The sequence below is a fragment of the Sulfuriferula multivorans genome, from assembly GCF_003851125.1.
GTDB classification, from domain to species: domain Bacteria; phylum Pseudomonadota; class Gammaproteobacteria; order Burkholderiales; family Sulfuriferulaceae; genus Sulfuriferula; species Sulfuriferula multivorans.
The window spans coordinates 51,489-70,110 of the sequence record NZ_BGOW01000013.1; the positions used below are offsets into that span (position 1 = coordinate 51,489).

At 60.8% G+C, this 18,622-nt stretch carries 25 protein-coding genes; 2 read left to right on the forward strand and 23 right to left on the reverse strand.

The window, feature by feature from the left end:
* Nucleotides 1–47: 47 nt before the first annotated feature.
* Complete coding sequence (locus EI185_RS06875; protein ID WP_124704390.1) at nt 48–710, reverse strand: hypothetical protein; 663 nt, start codon at nt 708–710, stop codon at nt 48–50.
* A gap of 47 nt (nt 711–757) precedes the next feature.
* On the opposite strand from EI185_RS06875, the gene EI185_RS18000 reads away from it, so the two are divergent.
* Nucleotides 758–931 (forward strand): hypothetical protein, encoded by a 174-nt coding sequence (locus EI185_RS18000; protein WP_189836320.1) that lies wholly within the window; start codon nt 758–760, stop codon nt 929–931.
* A 426-nt stretch (nt 932–1,357) separates the two neighbouring features.
* On the opposite strand, the gene EI185_RS06880 is transcribed toward EI185_RS18000, so the two are convergent.
* The 9 genes from EI185_RS06880 to EI185_RS06915 form a co-directional block, all read right to left on the reverse strand.
* Nucleotides 1,358–2,599: an MFS transporter gene (locus EI185_RS06880; RefSeq protein ID WP_189836321.1), complete on the reverse strand. Its 1,242-nt coding sequence runs from the start codon at nt 2,597–2,599 to the stop codon at nt 1,358–1,360.
* Entirely contained in the window at nt 2,592–2,825 is a 234-nt protein-coding gene (locus tag EI185_RS06885; RefSeq protein WP_124704392.1) for a hypothetical protein, read from the reverse strand. Before EI185_RS06885 ends, EI185_RS06880 begins: the two co-directional genes overlap by 8 nt.
* Complete coding sequence (locus tag EI185_RS06890; protein WP_124704393.1) at nt 2,825–3,157, reverse strand: hypothetical protein; 333 nt, start codon at nt 3,155–3,157, stop codon at nt 2,825–2,827. The genes EI185_RS06885 and EI185_RS06890 overlap by 1 nt, the downstream gene beginning before the upstream one ends.
* 1 nt (nt 3,158) lies before the next feature.
* Nucleotides 3,159–3,296, reverse strand: a complete 138-nt coding sequence (locus EI185_RS06895) for a cbb3-type cytochrome oxidase subunit 3 (protein WP_124704394.1) — start codon at nt 3,294–3,296, stop codon at nt 3,159–3,161.
* Between the two features lie 400 nt (nt 3,297–3,696).
* Nucleotides 3,697–4,155, reverse strand: coding sequence for a c-type cytochrome (locus tag EI185_RS06900; RefSeq protein WP_124704395.1), 459 nt, complete (start codon nt 4,153–4,155; stop codon nt 3,697–3,699).
* Nucleotides 4,156–4,287: 132 nt separating this feature from the next.
* Entirely contained in the window at nt 4,288–4,422 is a 135-nt protein-coding gene (locus tag EI185_RS18345; RefSeq protein ID WP_262982383.1) for a hypothetical protein, read from the reverse strand.
* Between the two features lie 12 nt (nt 4,423–4,434).
* A complete protein-coding gene (locus tag EI185_RS06905; RefSeq protein WP_124704396.1) occupies nt 4,435–5,844 on the reverse strand; it encodes a phospholipase D-like domain-containing protein in 1,410 nt (469 codons plus the stop codon).
* Nucleotides 5,845–5,873: 29 nt separating this feature from the next.
* On the reverse strand, nt 5,874–6,626 hold the full coding sequence (locus EI185_RS06910) for a response regulator transcription factor (RefSeq protein WP_124704397.1): 753 nt from the start codon (nt 6,624–6,626) through the stop codon (nt 5,874–5,876).
* Entirely contained in the window at nt 6,623–6,814 is a 192-nt protein-coding gene (locus EI185_RS06915; protein ID WP_124704398.1) for a hypothetical protein, read from the reverse strand. Before EI185_RS06915 ends, EI185_RS06910 begins: the two co-directional genes overlap by 4 nt.
* 145 nt (nt 6,815–6,959) lie before the next feature.
* Here EI185_RS06915 and EI185_RS06920 point away from each other — a divergent pair, with 145 nt between their 5' ends.
* Complete coding sequence (locus EI185_RS06920; RefSeq protein WP_223247726.1) at nt 6,960–8,858, forward strand: histidine kinase; 1,899 nt, start codon at nt 6,960–6,962, stop codon at nt 8,856–8,858.
* Here the strand turns inward: EI185_RS06920 and EI185_RS06925 are convergent.
* From EI185_RS06925 to EI185_RS06985, 13 genes are all read right to left on the reverse strand, one after another.
* Nucleotides 8,853–9,071, reverse strand: coding sequence for a hypothetical protein (locus EI185_RS06925; protein ID WP_124704400.1), 219 nt, complete (start codon nt 9,069–9,071; stop codon nt 8,853–8,855). The two genes, EI185_RS06920 and EI185_RS06925, sit on opposite strands and share 6 nt — an antisense overlap.
* 28 nt (nt 9,072–9,099) lie before the next feature.
* Nucleotides 9,100–9,969: an ADP-polyphosphate phosphotransferase gene (locus EI185_RS06930; RefSeq protein WP_124704401.1), complete on the reverse strand. Its 870-nt coding sequence runs from the start codon at nt 9,967–9,969 to the stop codon at nt 9,100–9,102.
* Nucleotides 9,970–9,985: 16 nt separating this feature from the next.
* Entirely contained in the window at nt 9,986–10,873 is an 888-nt protein-coding gene (locus EI185_RS06935) for a F0F1 ATP synthase subunit gamma (protein ID WP_124704402.1), read from the reverse strand.
* Nucleotides 10,870–12,423 carry an alternate F1F0 ATPase, F1 subunit alpha gene (locus EI185_RS06940; RefSeq protein ID WP_124704403.1) on the reverse strand — a complete coding sequence of 518 codons (1,554 nt, stop codon included), beginning with the start codon at nt 12,421–12,423 and terminating at the stop codon, nt 10,870–10,872. The genes EI185_RS06935 and EI185_RS06940 overlap by 4 nt, the downstream gene beginning before the upstream one ends.
* Nucleotides 12,407–13,213, reverse strand: a complete 807-nt coding sequence (locus EI185_RS06945) for a F0F1 ATP synthase subunit B family protein (RefSeq protein WP_124704404.1) — start codon at nt 13,211–13,213, stop codon at nt 12,407–12,409. The genes EI185_RS06940 and EI185_RS06945 overlap by 17 nt, the downstream gene beginning before the upstream one ends.
* A 14-nt stretch (nt 13,214–13,227) precedes the next feature.
* Nucleotides 13,228–13,509, reverse strand: a complete 282-nt coding sequence (locus EI185_RS06950) for a F0F1 ATP synthase subunit C (protein WP_124704405.1) — start codon at nt 13,507–13,509, stop codon at nt 13,228–13,230.
* Nucleotides 13,510–13,540: 31 nt separating this feature from the next.
* Nucleotides 13,541–14,230: a F0F1 ATP synthase subunit A gene (locus EI185_RS06955; RefSeq protein WP_124704406.1), complete on the reverse strand. Its 690-nt coding sequence runs from the start codon at nt 14,228–14,230 to the stop codon at nt 13,541–13,543.
* The gene (locus tag EI185_RS06960) at nt 14,220–14,531 is read right to left on the reverse strand and encodes an N-ATPase subunit AtpR (RefSeq protein WP_124704407.1); all 312 of its coding nucleotides are present in this window, start codon (nt 14,529–14,531) and stop codon (nt 14,220–14,222) included. The genes EI185_RS06955 and EI185_RS06960 overlap by 11 nt, the downstream gene beginning before the upstream one ends.
* Nucleotides 14,524–14,862: an AtpZ/AtpI family protein gene (locus EI185_RS06965; RefSeq protein ID WP_124704408.1), complete on the reverse strand. Its 339-nt coding sequence runs from the start codon at nt 14,860–14,862 to the stop codon at nt 14,524–14,526. The genes EI185_RS06960 and EI185_RS06965 overlap by 8 nt, the downstream gene beginning before the upstream one ends.
* Entirely contained in the window at nt 14,855–15,244 is a 390-nt protein-coding gene (locus tag EI185_RS06970) for a F0F1 ATP synthase subunit epsilon (RefSeq protein WP_124704409.1), read from the reverse strand. Before EI185_RS06970 ends, EI185_RS06965 begins: the two co-directional genes overlap by 8 nt.
* Entirely contained in the window at nt 15,234–16,673 is a 1,440-nt protein-coding gene (gene atpD, locus EI185_RS06975) for a F0F1 ATP synthase subunit beta (protein ID WP_124704410.1), read from the reverse strand. Before atpD ends, EI185_RS06970 begins: the two co-directional genes overlap by 11 nt.
* A 407-nt stretch (nt 16,674–17,080) precedes the next feature.
* Complete coding sequence (locus EI185_RS06980; RefSeq protein ID WP_124704411.1) at nt 17,081–17,665, reverse strand: DsbA family protein; 585 nt, start codon at nt 17,663–17,665, stop codon at nt 17,081–17,083.
* A complete protein-coding gene (locus EI185_RS06985) occupies nt 17,640–18,473 on the reverse strand; it encodes a PRC-barrel domain-containing protein (RefSeq protein WP_124704412.1) in 834 nt (277 codons plus the stop codon). Before EI185_RS06985 ends, EI185_RS06980 begins: the two co-directional genes overlap by 26 nt.
* Nucleotides 18,474–18,622: the final 149 nt, after the last annotated feature.

The window sequence follows — 18,622 nt, forward strand, 5'->3', positions numbered from 1 at the left end:
TGGTTGTCAAAAGACATTCACGAACCATGTTTCAGCGACGCGGCCTGTTACTTCACACCGATCTTGTGTCCGAGTTTGTCCAGCGCATGCCCCAGCACATCGAAACCTCGGCCAACTTCATCGCTCGTCCACGTTGCGCCCGTGGCGAGTTTGTCGCCCAGTGCCTCGGTATCAGCCACCGCCCCGGAGGCGCCTGCCTTCGCTTTCGCGCCGGCCCAGCCCGCAGCGCTTTTCAGGTCGCGAGCGGCCGCCTTGAGATCAGAGCCAGCCTTGTTGTAGTCCTTGCGCGCCCACGATTCAGCCGCTTCGGCACGATGCGCCAAGGCGAGTGCGTGGTTGGCTCTGGCGAAATCCATGTCCATCGATTTCTCGTCCTTGACCGCGCCTTTCTCGACGGAATCGGCAAGCTTGTCGAGTTCGGCCACGGAGCTGTTGAGTTCCTGCCTGGCATTGCCGGTGACGCGCCCCGCTTCCAGGCGCATGTAACCGGTCGCCTTGCGGATCTCGCTGGCCGACACCTTGTAGTCCTTCTTTGCGAAGGCCTCAACGGCTCTACCGAAATGTTGTTGCGGTTCTTCGGATCCCGCGGCGGGTGCTGCTTGCGTCGCAGGCGCGGCGGGTGCTTTCGTGGTCTGTGCGAACGCCACACCGGAGAGTTGTGCGCTGGCGATCAGGACGGCTGCCGTCAGGGGCTTGAGAGTGCGTTTCATTAGGTGCTCCTTTCAAAATGAATTTAGATTGCTTATGTGGAAGGTGTTTGCTGCGTTTGCGTCAGATGATGAGCCCGGTACGCGCCAGTTCAAGCGACGGAGTGATGATCGAACAAAGCCAGACCGGAGGTCGCGAACAGTTCATCCACCTACATGATCTCCTGCGCATCGCCATGAACGATCAACAGAAACTTTTCATTCATTTGATCTATCGGGTATGAACGCCGCGATGCTGTCTTTGACCATACATCTTGCCTCGAACTTTAGGCCACGGCCTGGCAGATGTAAGCGCCCGAAAGTCATGACTTGGACGTGTCCCCGGTCACGATCTGCAAGTGACCAAGGTCACTTGCGCCGCGTTGGGCCTATCTGTGGGCCGAGGGCATCCACTCGGGGCTGGTTGGAAGCACGAGGCGGTCAACGTCCGAGACTACCTGTCATGGGTGCCGTCGCAAGAATGTCGGCCAGACAAATCTAACAAGGCTCGGATAATATCTTTCAACCAAACGCCATCGCGGCCAGGAATCAATGAGGTGGTGAGGTATCGAATGGCGTCTAAGCAGTCTCCGAGTGCGCCAGCGGCTCAGGGCATGCCCAGTTTCAATGGAGCCTTTCCGTCCAGCAACGAGCAATGGCGGATGCGGCTCTCATGAGTGGTCGACTTCCATGTTCGCGTCGAGCGCGTTGAAAAAGTGCCAGTACAGCACCAGATACAGCGTCTGCAGGGCAGCGGCGAGCAGGAATGGGGTGATGAAATAGCCGGCGTGGATGAACGCGCCACCAAGCACCGGTCCGACAGCGCGCGGTATCTGCAGCGACAGGTTTTGCACGCTAGCGCCGAGTCCGCGGCGCATGGCGCGTGTGAGGCTGGCGGCGACTGTTTGGCGCGTGCCCGTGGTGCCTTGGTTGAACGCGGCACGCAACGCATACAGCGCTGCCGCCAGGATGAACACCGGGGCGAACGGCGTTGCGATCAGCAGCACCACGCCAATCAGGCGCATCCATAGCATCGAGCGCACCGCGCCGAAGCGCAGGGCGAGCCGACCGCTCAACATCGAGCCCACCGCCGCGAGGACGAAGCTGGCCGCCAGCGCCTGGCCGATCGTCGCCGGGCTCTGGGCGAAGCGCTGCGCGAACCAGTACGCCATCAGCGGGCCGACGATGCCGATCGCCAGTCCGTTGACGGCGTTGGTCAGCGCCAGCCGCCACAGTTGTCGGTTTTCCACACGGTTGAGGTTCGCACCGGTGCGCGGGCCATTGTCCGCCGGTTGGGCTGCGGGACGCGCTGCGGCGGGCTCGTGCGCGCTGGCGAGCAGTGCGATCGAAACCAGCGAACCCGCCAGCGGCAGCAGGAACAGCAACCGGTAGGTGCCGACAACGGCAAAGCTGCGTCCTATGACCGCCGGCAAGGCCACCAGCGCCGCACCGGCGGCCATGCCGAGAAACCCCAGCGTGGCGTTGAGTGTGAAGGTGCGCTGTCGCGCCGCGCCGTCCACCTCGCGCGCCAGCCAAGCCTGTTCGGCCGGGGCGAACGGCCCCGCAGCGCCGTTGGCACCACGACCGAACCCGGCGACAGTGGCGGCGACGATCAGCACCGCCTCAACGTGAGACAGGACGGCCGCCAGTGCGGCGATCGCAGCGGCGACTTCGTAGCCCAGCAGCAAGACGCGGCTCCCGCAACGGTCGCTGAGCGGGCCGATGATCAACGTCAGCAGCGCACCGAACAGCAGGCCCGCCATCAGGATGGTACCGATCGTTGTACCGCTGTAGTTCAGTGCATGCAGGTAGAGCGAGAAGCTGGCCACAGTGGCGCCCTGACCGACGCTGCGCACCGTACGTGAGGCCATCAGCAGGCGCACGTTGCGCGGCAGTCGTCGCGCCTCACTCATTTCGCGGTGTCCTGCGGGACACATGCGCTTTCGCCGGTACCGGCGAAAGCGCTTCGGCAGCGCTGACCAGGCTGCCAGGATGCTGGGTAGCCAGATGCCCGGTTAAGGCCATGCCCTCGTGAAAGGCCACCGCGGCCAGCGCGCCGATCAGCGCCGCCCAGAGCAGCAGCCAGCGGTCGTCGCCGTGATGGCCGACGGCATGCGGCGCGGGTGGCGCATGTTTCATCAGGACGCGCTCACAGGCTCCATTTGGCCGCGATGTCCATCCAATTCTATCGTTTGACCAAGCGCCATCAATGCAAAAACGGCTTGACCAAAGCCGAAGGCCGCCGATTTCAACTGCGAAGGGCGCCAAGGAACTTCGCCGGCGACGGCGACGGCTTCCAAGTAATCCGCTCCGGTTTCGCCTTTGCCGTGCCCGAGAAAATATTGCAGCACCAGCGCACCGAGTATGCCGATCATGACCGCCAGCCCCAACAACCGCAGCAATTGCACATTGTGACCACAGGGCGCCGGCGGATCGTACCAGGCATCCGCCGTTGCGCGTGTCGTTGCCATCTTATTGCTTGTCCTGGAAAGGAATCTTCGCGTCTTTCTCAAAGCGTTTTTTGCGCTTTTTACCAAACGCCCAGAACAGCATGCCTATGAACAGCACCGCCAGTACAACTGTGTAGATAAAGTACGCGTTTCCGCTCATGAGCTTTCTCTTTTGGATTCATCCGGCCTTCATGTGGGTCATGGCAGCCGGACGCTGATTCAAGTTTGAAGTGCAACGGCCAATAGAACGGCTCTGCCCCGCCGACACGACCTTGGCGAAGCCATCCGGGGCCGGAGGCGGGGCATGGGCGCGCTCCTCGCAAGCGGACGACTTTGTCGCTAGCGAGCCAGCACGCCCCTGCAAAACCTACCCTTGCCCAGCCGAATTTTGCGAACATCCGCTGTGCGGATTGCCTGCTTGAACCTTTTCGCTACGGCCCTTCAAATCCGACAGGTTCCTAGCTGTTGAGACACCTAAAGCGCTTTTTTAATTAGAGAAGCATATCGACTTTGGAGTGCCTAAAAATGCGGCGCAAGTCTCGTCGACCCCCAGATACCCATTACTGCGGCTTCCCACCCATATCCAGCGGCTTACCCTGCGAAAGAGACGTGACATAACTGACAAGCTGAGTCAGTTGCTCGCTGCCGTAAGCGGGCGGCTTCCCCTGGAGTCCGCCTGCGATGCAACCCCTGATCTGGTCTTCCAGTGCGATCACCTTGTTTACCTTTGGACTGAAACGCGGAAAGATCGCCGCAGCATTGGAAAGGCTCGGGATTGCCGCGCCGTTGGGCAATTTTCCCGCCCCAACACCACCATTATCATGGCAGGTTTGACAGGTCTTGCCATTGCCACTGAAAGTTTCATGGATATAGAGCGCTTTACCGTCCTGGATAGCCTTTTCCAGATGGGGCTCAGTGGCGGCGGCGTGCTGAATGCCTAACGCGCAAAGACCCGAACCTAAAAAAATCGTTGCCGCGAGGGAGCGGGCCTTACGTCCATTTCTAATGGTAAATTTCATTGGGTATCCTTTCATTTGAGCTATCGGTTTGAACATCGCGGCGGTGTCTTTGTCCGTGCGTCCGCTTCGAACTTTATGCCTCGGCCTGGCAGAAGTCAGCGCCCGAAAGTCACGACCTGCAAGTGACCAAGGTCACTTTCGCTTGTAGACTGCGAAGCGTTTCCAACCCATTCCAACACTGCCCGCAGTGAGGCCGTTGAGTTGCCGCAGCACCGGGAAGAAACGCGCGACGATGACGACTTCGGTGTGACTTTGGTTATCCGACATGGCCGGACACTATCAGAGCTGGAAACCGATCCACAGCACCAGCCCCTCGCCGAGGTCGCGCCACAGACCGGGCGACCGCGCCACATATGGACGGGCCGTACTAAGTTCGAGATCGAGCCACGCGCTGTAACGGGCAATATCGCCGGCGTCATGAAACGCCACCATCAGCTCGTAGTTGATGAACAGACTGCGGTTGTCGAGGTTGGCGGAGCCTACCAATGCCAATACCTCATCGACGATGGCGGCTTTGGCATGCAGCATATGCGGCGCCAGCCAGACGCGTACCCCCGCGCCGGCCAGAGCGCGCAACGAACGATGCCGCGCGATATCGGCGAGCCGATGGTTGGAGCGCTCTGGCAACAGCAACTCCACTTCCACGCCGCGCCGTGCCGCCAGCGTGAGTGCCATCAGCAAGGCGTCGTCGAGTACGACATAGGGCGAGACCAGCCGTATGCGCGTGCGTGCACGATAAGCCGCGCTGACAAGCAGCGCCTGCACGGTGTCGTCGGCCTGGTCAGGGCCCGAGGCGATGACTTGCCCGGCAGGCTCACCCGATGCTGCAACTGGGACAGCCTTGGCGTCCGCCTCCGCCGCGCCAGTGGTTGGCAGTTCGGCCCCCATCGCGAACACCCAGTCGCGCTGGAACAGATCGGCCGCTTGCCGGGCCAGCGGGCCTTGCAGATCGAAGCTCAGATCGTGCCACGCCGAGTGGCTCGGCTGACCTTCGAAATACTCGGCGGACAGATTACGTCCGCCGCACCACAGTCGCTCGGCCGCGTGACCGGCGTCGGCTACTACGAGCTTACGGTGGTTGCGCAGATTGGTGCGGCCTTTCAGGGGAGAGTGCAATGGGGGCACGAAGAGCTCGACCTGCACACCCGCGTGCCTCAATGCGGATAGGTCGGGCCGCCCGCCCAGCATGCGGCCCACCCCGTCGAGCAGCAGCCGCACCCGCAGCCCGGCGCGTGCCTGGGCCACCAGATGGGCGCTCACCGCCGCACCGGCCGCATCGCGTCCGAGGATGAAGGTACACAGATCGAGAGTGTGCCGTGCGCCATCGATCATCTCCAGGAGCGCTCGCAGCGACTCCGAACCATCGGCGTGGACGCATAAGGCCCGGTACGTTGCGGGACGCGGCTGTCCCAGTGCGGCGGCTACCTGGGCCGGCCACGCAGCTTCATCGTCAATCGGCCGGGCCGCGCGAGCGACTAGTGATGAACGACCGGCGCGGATGAGCTTGCGCGTGCCGAACAGCAGATACAGCGGCAGCGCGGCGTAGGGCAACAGGAGCATGAACAGCACCCACCCGATCGCGACGGATGGATGGCGACGTTGTTGCCGCACATGGGAAACCACCACGTACACGAGCAGTCCAGCGATGCTGAACAGGCCGTGCAGTGTGAGCCATTGCGAGAGAGCCATGGGTCACGCGCGATCCGGGATAGAACGGCTCAATCGCCGCCGCGCCGCTGGCGCACCGCCATTACGGCCAACTCGGTGCGCGTGTTGGCATGAAGCTTTTCCATGATGCGGCTGACGTAGTTCTTGATCGTGCCCTCGGCCAGGAACACCGCGTTGGCGATCTGCTTGTTGCTCTTGCCCTCGGCGATGAGTTGCAGGATCTTCTCTTCCTTGTCGTTGAGCAGCTCGGTTATGACACCCTGCGCCTTGGTTTGCGGGATGGTTTGAGCCGGCCGCGGCGCCGCTGCCGGGCTCAAAGTTGCACCGGGCGGCTGAGCTTCGGACAGCGGCGCAAGCCGACGAAATTGATCCATGACCTTGCGCGCGATCTGCGGGGTCAGCCTGGATTCACCGCGATGCACCGCGCGCACCGTCTCCAGCAATTCCTCCTCGGTCGCGTCCTTCAACAGATAGGCTTGGGCGCCGGCGCGGATGGCTTCGAAGACCGTTTCTTCAGCGTCCAGCGTGGTCAGCACCAGTACATGCGTGCGCGGCAGCGACAGCGCGATCTCGCGCGTGGCGGCCACGCCGCCCTTGCGCGGCATGTGCAAATCCATCAGCACCACGTCAGGGCGCAACTGCTGCGCCATCTCGACGGCTTCCTCGCCGTCAGACGCCTGGCCAACCACCTCCATGTCCGGCTCGACCGAGAGCATCAACGTCATCCCCCGGCGAACCAGGGCCTGATCGTCGACGACGAGCACGCGAATGCGAGGTGATTCGTCAGGAGATGCCGCGGTCATTTGCCGCCGCCCTGGTCGCCGTCGGGGTTGCGATGGGGTTGCGCTTCTCCCAATTGCTCGCGGATGCGTCCGACCACCGGAGAGGGCAGACGCACGGTGAGGTAGTTCAACATCGCCGCGACGGCCAGCGCCGCCTGCGCTGAAGAGATACCCGCCCGTTGCGCCACCAGTTGAATCAATTCGTCCACATTGAAGATCCTTGCCGTTGGGGGCTTGCGCAAAAATGAGCAGGCTTCTTTTTCATGTAGGTGAGTCTACTGAATTCCTTGCCGGCTCGCGAGTGCGACAGGTCATGAGTTTGCAGTTACTTTTGTCACTTGCAATAATGCCGTGATGCTTACCACGATATCAAGCCGCCGAATGCCGCGCCTGCTACGCTATCTGGACCCTCGACGCAGCCTGGCTAGCGCACTCGGCTGGCTGATCATCGCACTGTCCCTGGTCTTCGCGCTGGTCGCGGCGTGGTGGCTCGGGGGAATGGCCCGGACGAGCCTGATGCAACAACACAGCCGACAGTTGGTATTGAGCGCCGACCAATTAGGCGCCGGACTCGACCAGGCCCTTGCTTCGCGGCTGCAGTCGGTACGCGCCACGGCCGCCATGCTGGGAACCGGCCTGGGTACCGATACACCGCGTGCGCAGCGCGCGGTGCTCGACGAGTTGCAATCGGCTTACCCGGAATTTACATGGATCGGTCTTGCCGATGCAAAAGGTCGGGTCGTGGCTGCCAGCGATGGCCTGCTCGAGGGGAGCAGCGTCGCCGAACGTGCCGGGTTCGCACAGGGGTTGAAAGAGTCCTGGATCGGCGACGTAGCAGTAGACAAGAAGCGACCTCCGCTGCCCGGCGGCGAAGCGCAGCGCACTGTCGATATGACGACCCCTGTGCGAGATCCGCGCGGCCGCGCCGTGGGCGTGCTGGGCGCACAATTGAGTTTACGCTGGGCACGAAACTACGCACAGGGCTTGCGTGAGACGCTGCATCTGCACGATGCCGCCCAGGCATTGGTGCTGGACAGGAAAGGCGTGGTTCTGATCGGCCCCGACGCGCTTCAAGGCAAGCGCTGGCACAGCACCCCGGTCAATGCTACCAACTTGATCGATGCGGCGCAGGTGGTTACAGGCGACGGGACTCACTCCCCCGTGCCCGCGTTTGAGCGTCTCGCGAGCGGTCAGGTCGTTCTGGTGACCCGCACCGAACCACGGGTGGGCAGCGCGCTGCACACCCTGGGCTGGCGCGTGCAACTCATTGAGCCGGCGGATCGGGCGGGGCAACGCGCCGATACCCTGTGGCTACGGATATTGTGGGGCTCTTTGGGGCTGGGCGGTACCGCCGCGCTGTTCGGCGTGCTGATCACGCGCCGCCTGACCCGACGCTTGACGGATTTGACACGGGCCGTCCAGAACGTGGGCAGAGGCAAGGCGCAGCATGTCGAGGTGCCCTCCGGCATCGACGAGGTCGCGCGGGTCGGGGCCGCTTTTGCGGAGGTGCTGGGCGCCTTGCAGCTTGAACGCGGCGAGTTGCGCACGCTCAGCTCAGAACTCGAACAACGCGTCGCCACCCGCACCCGCGAGGTCGAGCGGCTAGCCAAGGAAACACGCTACGCCGCGATGGTGCGCGAACGCCTGAAGATTGCGCGCGACCTGCACGATACGCTCGCGCATTCGATGATGGCCATGCTCACCGAGATTCGCCTGCTCAAGAAACTGCATGTCCACGATCCCGCGGCATTGCCTGACGAATTGGTCCACGCGGAGCAAGCGGCCCATCAGGGGCTGAAAGAGGCGCGCGCCGCCATCACCCAATTGCGTTTCAACGCCGTACGCGATGTCGGACTGGGCGCGGCACTGGCCGATGCCATCAAGCTCTTTTCCGAACGCACCGGCCTGGTCGTCGATTACAGCAGTGAACCCCGCGCCGCAAGCCTCGCGGACGAGCGTGCCGAAACACTGTTCCGCATCGTTGAAGAGGCGCTGCGCAATGTGGAGTGTCACGCCATGGCCAGCCTGGTGAGGGTGAGTCTGCGTGATGCTGCTGACCGGCGTCTGGAACTGAGCATCGAGGACGATGGCGTGGGGTTCGATTCAAGCGCGTCGCATCCCGGGCACTACGGCCTGGTGGGTCTACGCGAGCAGGCACAGTTGATCGGGGCAGAGCTGAGCGTCCAAAGCGCGCCGCACGCAGGCACGACCTTGCGGCTCGCATTGGATATGGGGCCTGATATATGGTCATGACCAAAGCCCCATGGAAGACTGGGCTTGCCCAGGAGCCTGTCTCATGCCCTTGCTCTCAAGAAACATCATGCCCTTGCTCTCAAGAAACATCATGCACCCCATTGATTCCGTATGGTGCGCCTCGGCCAGATACAGGAAGTCAGGAGACACCTGCTTTTGAAGCATCCATTCCTGCTGCGCCGAACTATGCCGACGGTTGCGAAATGCTGTCATATACCCCAGATTTGTTGCTGCATCAGTCTTACTTCGCAAGCTGTTTGCGGATAGCCTGCAATTCCTGCCGGCGCTTTGCGTCGGTTTTGGGGTAGTGCATTTTGAGCGCCTTGAAAGTATCGAGAATAATCCGGGAAATAATCAGCCGGGCGTTCTCCTTGTCGTCGGCGGGAACGACATACCAGGGCGCATTGCGCGTGCTGGTGGCGCTCAGGCATTCCTCATAGGCTTTCATGTAATCGTTCCAGAATTTCCTCTCGGTAATGTCGGCAAGGCTGAATTTCCAGTTCTTTTCCGGTTCATCGATGCGATCAAGGAAGCGCTTGCGCTGTTCCTCCTTGGACAGGTGAAGAAAGAACTTGATGATGCGCGTGCCGTTACGGGTGAGATGGTTCTCCAGGTCAACAATGGAACGATACCTCTCCTCCCAGACCGTCTTCTCGTCGAGCAACTCACCCGGCAGGCCTTCACCGCGAAGAATCTCGGGATGCACGCGAACAATCAGCACCTCTTCGTAATAAGACCGGTTAAAGATGCCGATCCGGCCACGTTCCGGCAGACACTGGGTAGTGCGCCAGAGAAAATCGTGTTCCAATTCCGCAGCGCTCGGATGTTTGAAACTGAATACCTGGCAGCCTTGCGGGTTGATGCCGGACATCACATGTTTGATGGCGCCGTCTTTCCCGGCGGCGTCCATCGCCTGAAAAATCAGCAGCACGGCATAACTATTGGCTGCGTATTGCAGTTGTTGCAACGCGCTCAATTGCTCAATGTGCTCTGCCAGGAGTGTTTGATACTGCGCCTTCGACTGGTAAACGGGCTTCACCAGCGTCGGCCACTTCTTGAGCTTGACCTTGTCGCCCTCCTGCACCCGGAAATCCTCTGAATTGATTTTCATCCTGATCCTTTCATCATCATTTCGTCCCGGTCAGCGCTTCGAAGCCGGACACAACGTCGAATAATTCCTCGTCGATGCCGCTCTGACGCAGGCGGTGAAACGTCCTGTTCAGGTCCTCCAGCAATTCGTCGATGTTTTTTTCAGCGCGTTGCATCGCAGCCAGACGACTGGCGTTTTCGCTTGCCAGGGATTCAGCGCAGGCCCTGAACAGCGAGACGAAAAGATATTCGCGAACCAACGCCAGCAGCGTCTGCTGCCCGCCCCCCATGACCTCGGGCAAATTTCCGGTCGGCCAGCGCAGCGTCGCCAGATCGCGCCGCCACACGGCGTCCAGCGGCAGCAGCCGTTGGCTCACGGGGGTATAAATCGCCCCGGACTGGGGGCGGTTATGAAACAGGTAAACCTGCGATATTTCGCCCTTTTCACGCCGCGTTTCCATCTCGATCAGAATCTGTCCCACCAGTGGTGTAATCGCGCCAATGGAATTCGGCAGGATGAAACTTGCCCCCGGCAGCAAGTCAGTGTCCGCGAGACGCGACTGAATGCGCTCGCCGACCGTCCAGACCATCTTTTTACCCGGCAGCTTTCCCAGCGCATTCACGACAAACTCCGCCATCACCTCATTGAATTGGCCCACCAGTCCCTGGTCGGAACCAAACACCACCGCGCCAATCGACCCGCTTTCTTTCTGCGTCGCTGGCATCACGGCACCCCAGGGTTCACCCTGGCGGAAACACGCAACCAGGCCCAGTTGCACCGTCCGATAATACTCATCCAGGGAGCGCACCGCGTTCTCGTATTGCCCAATGCTGGCTGCGGCCATGGCCTTCATCGTGCGTACCACGGCTTCGAGCTCGCCAGCGCTGGCGATCTTGTGGCGCAGGCTTGCGGCGGTTTCGCTCACTTTGTTTCCTTGCGTTCCGGCTGAGGTTGAAAGCGTGCGAGTGCGTTGCGGGCGATCTGGATAATCGTTGCACCATCTTCGTTGCTTAATTTTTCGGCAGTATCGAATCGCGCGCACACCTCGGCAGGGATGTCCGCCGCCGCCTCGCGCACGGCGTGCTCGGCATCGCTCATCCGGTCAAGCGGCACGTTGTCGAAGAGTTCCGCGGTCAACGCCAGCAGCACGGCGATTTGTGCGGCCACGGACACCGGGGCGAATGCCGGCTGCTTGAGGCAGGCACGAATGCGCCGTCCATGCTCGATGATTTTGCGCGTATTTTCATCCAGCCGGGCGCCAAACCGGGCAAAAGTTTCCAACTCCTCGAACTGTGCATAGGCAAGCTTGAGATCGCCCGCCACCGCACGGTAAGCCGCGCGTTGCGCCTTGCCGCCGACGCGCGAGACGGATTTGCCGACATCGACCGCGGGCAGCACGCCCAATTCGAACAGCGACGGCGAAAGGTAAATCTGTCCGTCCGTGATGGAAATCAGGTTGGTCGGAATATAGGCGGAAATGTCCTGCGCTTCGGTTTCGATAACCGGCAGCGCAGTCAGCGATCCGCCACCGAGTTCCGGGCGCAGGTGCGTTGCACGTTCCAGCAGCCGCGAGTGGATGTAAAAGATGTCGCCGGGAAAAGCTTCCCGTCCGGGCGGGCGGCGCAGCAACAGTGACAGCTCGCGATAGGCGCGCGCATGATGCGTGAGGTCGTCGTAAACCACCAGCACGTCGCGGCCTTGTGCCATGAAATGCTCAGCGATGCTGGTCGCGGCATAGGGTGCGATGTAGGTAAGGCCGGGTGGATCGTTGCCTTCGGTGACGACCACGATGGTATATTCCAACGCGCCTTTTTCACGCAGGGTATCGACCACTTTGGCCACGTCGGACGCGCGCTGGCCGATGGCGCAATATACGCACAGCACATTCTGTCCGCGTTGATTGAGTATCGTGTTGAGCGCGATCGCGGTCTTGCCGGTCTGGCGGTCGCCGATGATCAATTCGCGCTGGCCGCGCCCGATGGGAATGAGCGCATCGATGACCTTGATGCCGGTTTGCAACGGCACGGTGACCGGCGCGCGGTCCATGATGTGCGGTGCCGTGCGTTCGATGGGCAGGCGCACGCTGGAAACCACCGGCCCCATGCCGTCCAGCGGGCGGCCCATTGGATTGATAATGCGTCCAATCAATTGGTCTCCCACCGGCACGTCCATCACGTGCCCCCTGCGTTCGACTTCATCACCGGCATGCAACTGCCAGTAGTCGCCCAGCAGAACAACGCCGATTTCGTCTTCATCGACGTTGAATGCGATGCCATACAAATCGCCGGGGAATTTCAGCACCTCCTCGAACCCCACGCCGGGGAGACCGGAAACTTTCGCGATGCCCGTCGCGATGCTGGTGATCGTGCCCACTTCCCGCGACGCCAGCTGCGGCGCAAAGGCCTCCCGCGCATGGCGCATTCCCGCAAAGGCGCTGTCGAATACCCGCTGCAGGCTGTCAGGCGCCATTTTCATTGGCGTTTTGCCCGGTTTTTACTTCAGGTTTGGGTTGCGCTTTCAGCAATGCATCAACGCCCTTTCCCAGCGACGCGAGATAATCCGTGATACTCCACGCCAGCTTGTGTCCATTGCTGCCGATCTCGATGCCGCTGACCAGATCCGGCACGGTCTCGAACTGCACCTGCATCTTCCCGCCCAGGGTTTCCCTGAGCGCAGTTTCAATGGCGGCGCGCTGTGGTGGCGGCAGGGCAAAGGCAGTACGAACCAGCAGCGGGCTGGACGATGCGGCGAAGGCCGACTTCAGCCCGGCCATCGCCGCATCGTCCATCTCGCGCAACCGGCGCAGGAACACGTCGGCCATGCGCGCTTCCAAAGTTTCCCCGGCGAGATCGGCCAGCGTCTTGCGTGCAATGGCAAACACTTCCTCCCGTGCGCGACGGGTGAGCGCTTCGCTCAAACCCTGCTGTTCACTGATCAGTGCTTCCTGCCGCTTGGCGCGCAAGCTGTCGGATTCCTGCCGCGCTGCGTCGAGCAGCCGCAGACGTTCGGCTTTCGCCTCGTCCGTCGCCTGGCTCAACAGCATGGCGCGCTGCTGGTCGAATGCCTCGTTCTTGTGCTGAAACGCGTCGCGCTCCTGTTCGGCTTCGGTTTTTTTCGCGTCGGCATCTGCCATGGCCGAAGCAATCCGCTTCTCGCGCGCGTCGATGGCGTCGAGAATGGGCCGGTACAGGAAGCGCTTCAACAACCACACCAGGATGAGGAAGTTGATGACTTGCGCCAGAACGGTAAACCAGTCGATCAGCATGAGGTATCCATGAGTTACTTTCCTGCAACCTGGGCGATGGCATGGCTCCAGAACGGGTTGGCGAAAATGAGGATCATCGACACCACGAAACAGTAGATCGCGATCGACTCGATCATGGCCAGGCCCACAAACAGGGTGCGGGTGATCGTCGCTGCGGCATCGGGCTGCTGCGCCAGCGAACTCAATGCCGTGGCGACCGCGCGCCCTTCGCCGAGCGCAGGTCCGATACTCCCCAGCGCGATGGTCAGTCCGGCAGTGACAATTGAAGCGATTGCGATCAGCGTCATGCTATCCATGGCGTGTCCTTTCTTGGTTGACGTAGCGGTTTCATGATTCGGTTCCTGGCTCCGGCTTGCGGGCACGCGTGGCGGCCGCGATGTAAACCGTGGCCAGGATGCTGAAGATATAGGCTTGCACCATGCCGGTCAGCAGCCCGAGCGCACTCATGGCAATCGGGAAAACGAAGGGTGTGATGGTCAGCAGAATGGCGAGGATCATCGTCCCGCTCATCATGTTGCCGAACAGGCGGACGGCCAGGGCCAGCGTGCGCGAGAGTTCGCTGATGATGTTGAACGGCAGCATGATAACCGTCGGTTTCAGGTAATCGCCCAAATATCCGCCCAGCCCCTGATCCTCGATGCCGAACAGCGGCACGGCCACGAACACACAGATCGCCAGCGCCGCGGTAGTAGAGAGCGAACCGGTCGGCGGCTCGTAGCCGGGAATGATGGTGAACAGGCTCGCCATCGCGACAAACAGGAACAGGGTGCCGAGAAAGCCGAGATATTTCTGCGGCCGCCGCAGGCCGACCTCTGCGATTTGCTGGTTGATGCCGGTGACGATGATTTCCAGCAGATTCTGCCAGCGGGAACGCTGCGGCCCCGTGGAAAGCTTGCGCGTGACGAGTTTTGAACCGAGCGCCAGCACGACCATCAGCCCCCATGTATACGCGATCGTGGCGTTGAGTTTGAAAACCCCATGCTGCCAGTAAATGATCTCGTCCGGGCTAAGGTGCATGACCGGCTTTCCGTGCCAGTTGACCTGGCAGTTGCGTTGGTCGGGCGAGCCGCGTCACGACCAGGCGCGCGATGATGAACCCGAGCAGGCTCGCCAGCAATCGCTTCCAGTCGCCCCCCGATACAAAATAAAACCCGGACAGAACAATGCCGGTGCGCAGCAGCATGCTGCCGAGAAACCACAGTGCCGGTTGTCTGGATGAAACGGCTTTGCGAACCGTCCACCAGAGACCACCGAAAAAAAATCCTCCGAGCAAAGCGCCTGCAACCAGGGCGAACGCCAGACCCAAGCCTTCATTCATTGTTATTCTCCTCCTGCTCGCGTATTTCCCTGCCTTCCTTGGCCACCCAGTGCCACGCATTAAAGCAACCGAGACCCAGGCCGATGGCCAGCAGCATGAGTGTCCAGGAATGCCCTCCCGGATAATGCCTGTCCAGCCAGACGCCGAGTGCCGCGCCGAGCAGCGTGGGCACCGCCACCGACCAGCCAACCAGGCCCATCATGCCCAGACCGGACCAGACAGTCTGCGTGACATGACGTTGCGCCTTGAGCTTGCGCGCCGCTTTCTCGCCCACCTGATGGCTGAATTCGGTCTCGCCCGCCGCGGATTTCGCTTTCGGCTTTTCACTCATGATGAAACGCCGCGAAGCGATGAATGAATCCGCTTTCCAGTTTCGCCAGCACCGAACGCACGCTCTTCTCCTGTTCGTCCAGATTCAGAAATTCCTGCTCAACCGCTGCGCGCAGTTTACCGAGGTCCGTTCCCCCGATTGCGTTACGCACGGAGACCAGCACGTCGGCGCCGGTTTTGACCAGCACGCCTTCATCGACGGCCATGCACACCTCGCCTCCCGCCTCGGTCTCGTAAACCAGTATCCCCGGCGCGAGCGCCGCCACGCAGTCGAGCCGGTGAGGCAAAAGTCCGAACGAGCCTGCGCGCGTCTCCGCGACGACGCGCACTACGCCGGTCCGCTCGGCGAAGATTTTGAACGGCAGGAGGATTTTAAGATTCATGCGTGATGGCTGCATGTTCCACCTCGGCTTGCGGGTCAGGTTCGCGTTTGGCATTTGCCTCGTCTATCGCACCGATCATGTACAGCGCACTCTCCGGGACGTCCTTGAACTCGTCACGCAAGATGCGCTCACAGCCGTCCAGCGCGTCCTTGAGGCTGACGAGCCTGCCTTTCAGGCCGGTAAATTGCTCGGTAGTGAAAAACGGCTGGGTGAGAAAACGCTCCAGTCGCCGGGCCCGGCCAACCACATTGCGGTCCTCCGGCGACAGTTGTTCCATGCCCAGCATTGCGATGATGTCTTTCAGGTCCGCGTATTGCGCGAGCGTGCGGCGGATTTCCTGTGCGAGGGCATAATGTCGCTCGCCGATGACGCCGGGCGTGGCCATCTTGGAACTGGACTGCAACGGATCAATGGCCGGATACAGCCCCTCGCTCGCGCGTTTGCGCGACAGCACGATGGACGCAGAAAGATGCGAAAAGGTGTGCACCGCCGCCGGATCAGTGAAATCGTCCGCCGGCACATACACTGCCTGGATCGAGGTGATCGCGCCGGTATCGGTATTGGCGATGCGCTCTTCCAGTTGCGACAGCTCGGTGCCCATGGTCGGCTGATAACCCAGGCGCGACGGCATCTGTCCCATCAGGCCGGACACCTCCATGCCGGCCTGGATGAAACGAAAGATGTTATCGATGAGCAGCAGCACATCGCGATGCTCGTCGTCGCGAAAATACTCGGCCATGGTCAGCGCGGCATGGCCGACGCGGAAACGGGCGCCAGGCGGTTCGTTCATCTGGCCGAACACCATCACCATGTTCGGCAGCACGCCCGCCGCATTCATGTCGCGGTAGAGTTCCTCGCCTTCGCGGCAACGTTCGCCGATGCCGCAAAAAATACTCACACCTTCGTGTTGCCCGACCATGTTGTGAATCATCTCGGTGAGCAGCACCGTCTTGCCCACGCCTGCCCCGCCAAACAGGCCCGCCTTGCCGCCGCGCTCCAGCGGCATCAGCACATCGATGACCTTGATGCCGGTCTCGAACAGCTCGGACTTGGTGGAGCGCCGCGCCAGCGGGGGTGGCGCCCGATGGACGGAGCGCCATTGGATATCCGTCGGCGCCGGCTGGCGGTCGATGGCGTTGCCGAAGACGTCGAACATGCGCGAGAGAATTTCCTTGCCGACCGGCGCCTGCAACGGCCCGCCAGTGTCTTCCACCCGCATGCCGCGCGCGAGGCCTTGCGTGGGGGTCAGCGCAATCCCGCGCACGCGATGCGCATCGAGTTGGGACAGCACCTCGATGGCAATCACGCCTTCCATCGCGTGCAGCAAGGAGTAGATGGGCGGCAATCGCTCATCGAAGCGCATGTCCACGACGCTGCCGCGCACCGAAACAACCGTGCCGAGATTCGGAATGCCGGATTTACTGTTCATGGTTCCCGCCGCATATTCCCTATTATTATCAATCTAGCACGCGCAGCTAATTTCGCCGGTGCTTTCCTTCCGCCTGGCGCCAGCGTCCTAAAGTGCTCCAAAAAAACTGGCGTTGCCAGATGCGGGTTCATACCGAGCGAACGACTTGCCGAGAAGCGTTCAATATACCGCGTCAGCAGATCATTACTGTGACATTGCAGCAAATTGAGTGTGAAGAAATAGGGGACGCCCGGATGCCCGGCGACGATAGTCAGGCATACCGGAAGTATTGCTTCGTAAACATTCGGCGCAATAACGGTTGCGGCCTACGCGGGGAGACGAATCGGCATCGCCGCTCTGGTCGACGCTGGATTCAAATGTGGTCACGGCCTGATTTGATCGCAAGCGACCAAACTCTATTTAATTCATCACGCAACGCGAAGAGCTTGTTCTACCGACTTCTCAAGATGTTGCAGGCCGAAGGAAACATCCGTGAGTGTGCCATTAACATAGAATGTCGGCGTTACGCGTATTCCCAGATGCCTTCCTCCTTCGGCGTGTTCCTGCACTCGCTGCAAGTAGACGTGATCGTTCATTTCATAGTCGTAACGCTCCAGATCCAAACCAATTTGCAGGGCATACTGCCGGAGATGCTTTTCCTTTAAATGTTCCTGGTGTTCGAACAGCACCTCGTAGAATGGCCAGAAGTATCCTTGAGCACCGGCTGCTTCGGCCGCTTCGGCCGCGAGTTCAGCATGGAGATGGGCCTCGACCTGCGGATAATGTCGAAACGCGAATCGCACACGCTCACCAAAATGATTGAGTATGATTTTTATCGCCGCGTGCGCCTGACCGCACAACAGGCATTCAAAATCACCGTATTCGATGATGCTCACCGTTGCGGACGCAGGGCCAATGATGTGGTCGGTTGCCTCGTCCGGCGTCAGCACCGGGTCAGGATTTACGGTCGCCGGCTTCAGCTTGTGGCTATCGACCCGGTTTGGTGTTTTCATGTTTCGTCTCCGTCGTCCAATAGCCGATACGCCCATAATGTTCATGGATGCCTATTTCCTGGTCGCGATCCAGTTGCGCCGCCGAGTCGTACGGCGGAGCATCTTTCACTGCTTGCCGTGTCAGGTTGACGGAGACCGTGGCGTCGGACCAGCTCACGTCCTGAATCCATTGCGGCGCGATGAGCACCTGGTGACCGAGCCACCAGTTGCTGGTGTTCACGATAATGTATCGAATGGCCCAGGTCTCCTCGTCGACGAGCATGCCCTGTACGTGGCCGATGTCCCCATCGGTCGCCTCAATGTGATAGTCCATTACCTCTTTACAGCTGCGCAGATGGGGATCGTCATGCTGGTGCTGTGCCGTGTCAGCGCGCGCGTAAGCTTCGTCCGTTCCCGGACCTTCGCCAAGCGGTTTGGATTCGAAACCGGCGTAGTCCGGCATCATCATGTTCGGGTAAATTCCACCGCCCCAGATGCCGGCGCCACCCCAGTAAAACGGATAGCCGTAATACCCGAAGTAGTCGATTTCGTGCTGCCGCGAGACTGGCTTCTCGGTGTCAATGTCGGGACTGTTTTTCACCTGCTCTTTGGTAATTGAAACGGGCAACACCTTTTCGGTCCAGTCCGGGTGGCCGATCGCGATTGGCGAGATCAGCACTTTTCGACTCGAAAGCCAGCTACCCGTGTCGACAACAAGATAACGGATGACCCACGCCTGGTCATCGAAATAGAAGTCTTTCACATGACCAATGGTGCCGTCGGTCGCGCGGATGGCGTAATCCTCTAGATCATTCATGCTGCGTAACATTTTTTTCTCCTTGGTGAAGGTCGAACAACGCTTGTCCAACGAATGGAAATCAGGCTGGAACTCGGTAACGAAATCAGCTTAAGTGCAGATCCCGATTGGTTCTGTTCGGCAACGCACCCAGCCGGGCGGCCGCATTCCACAATACGATC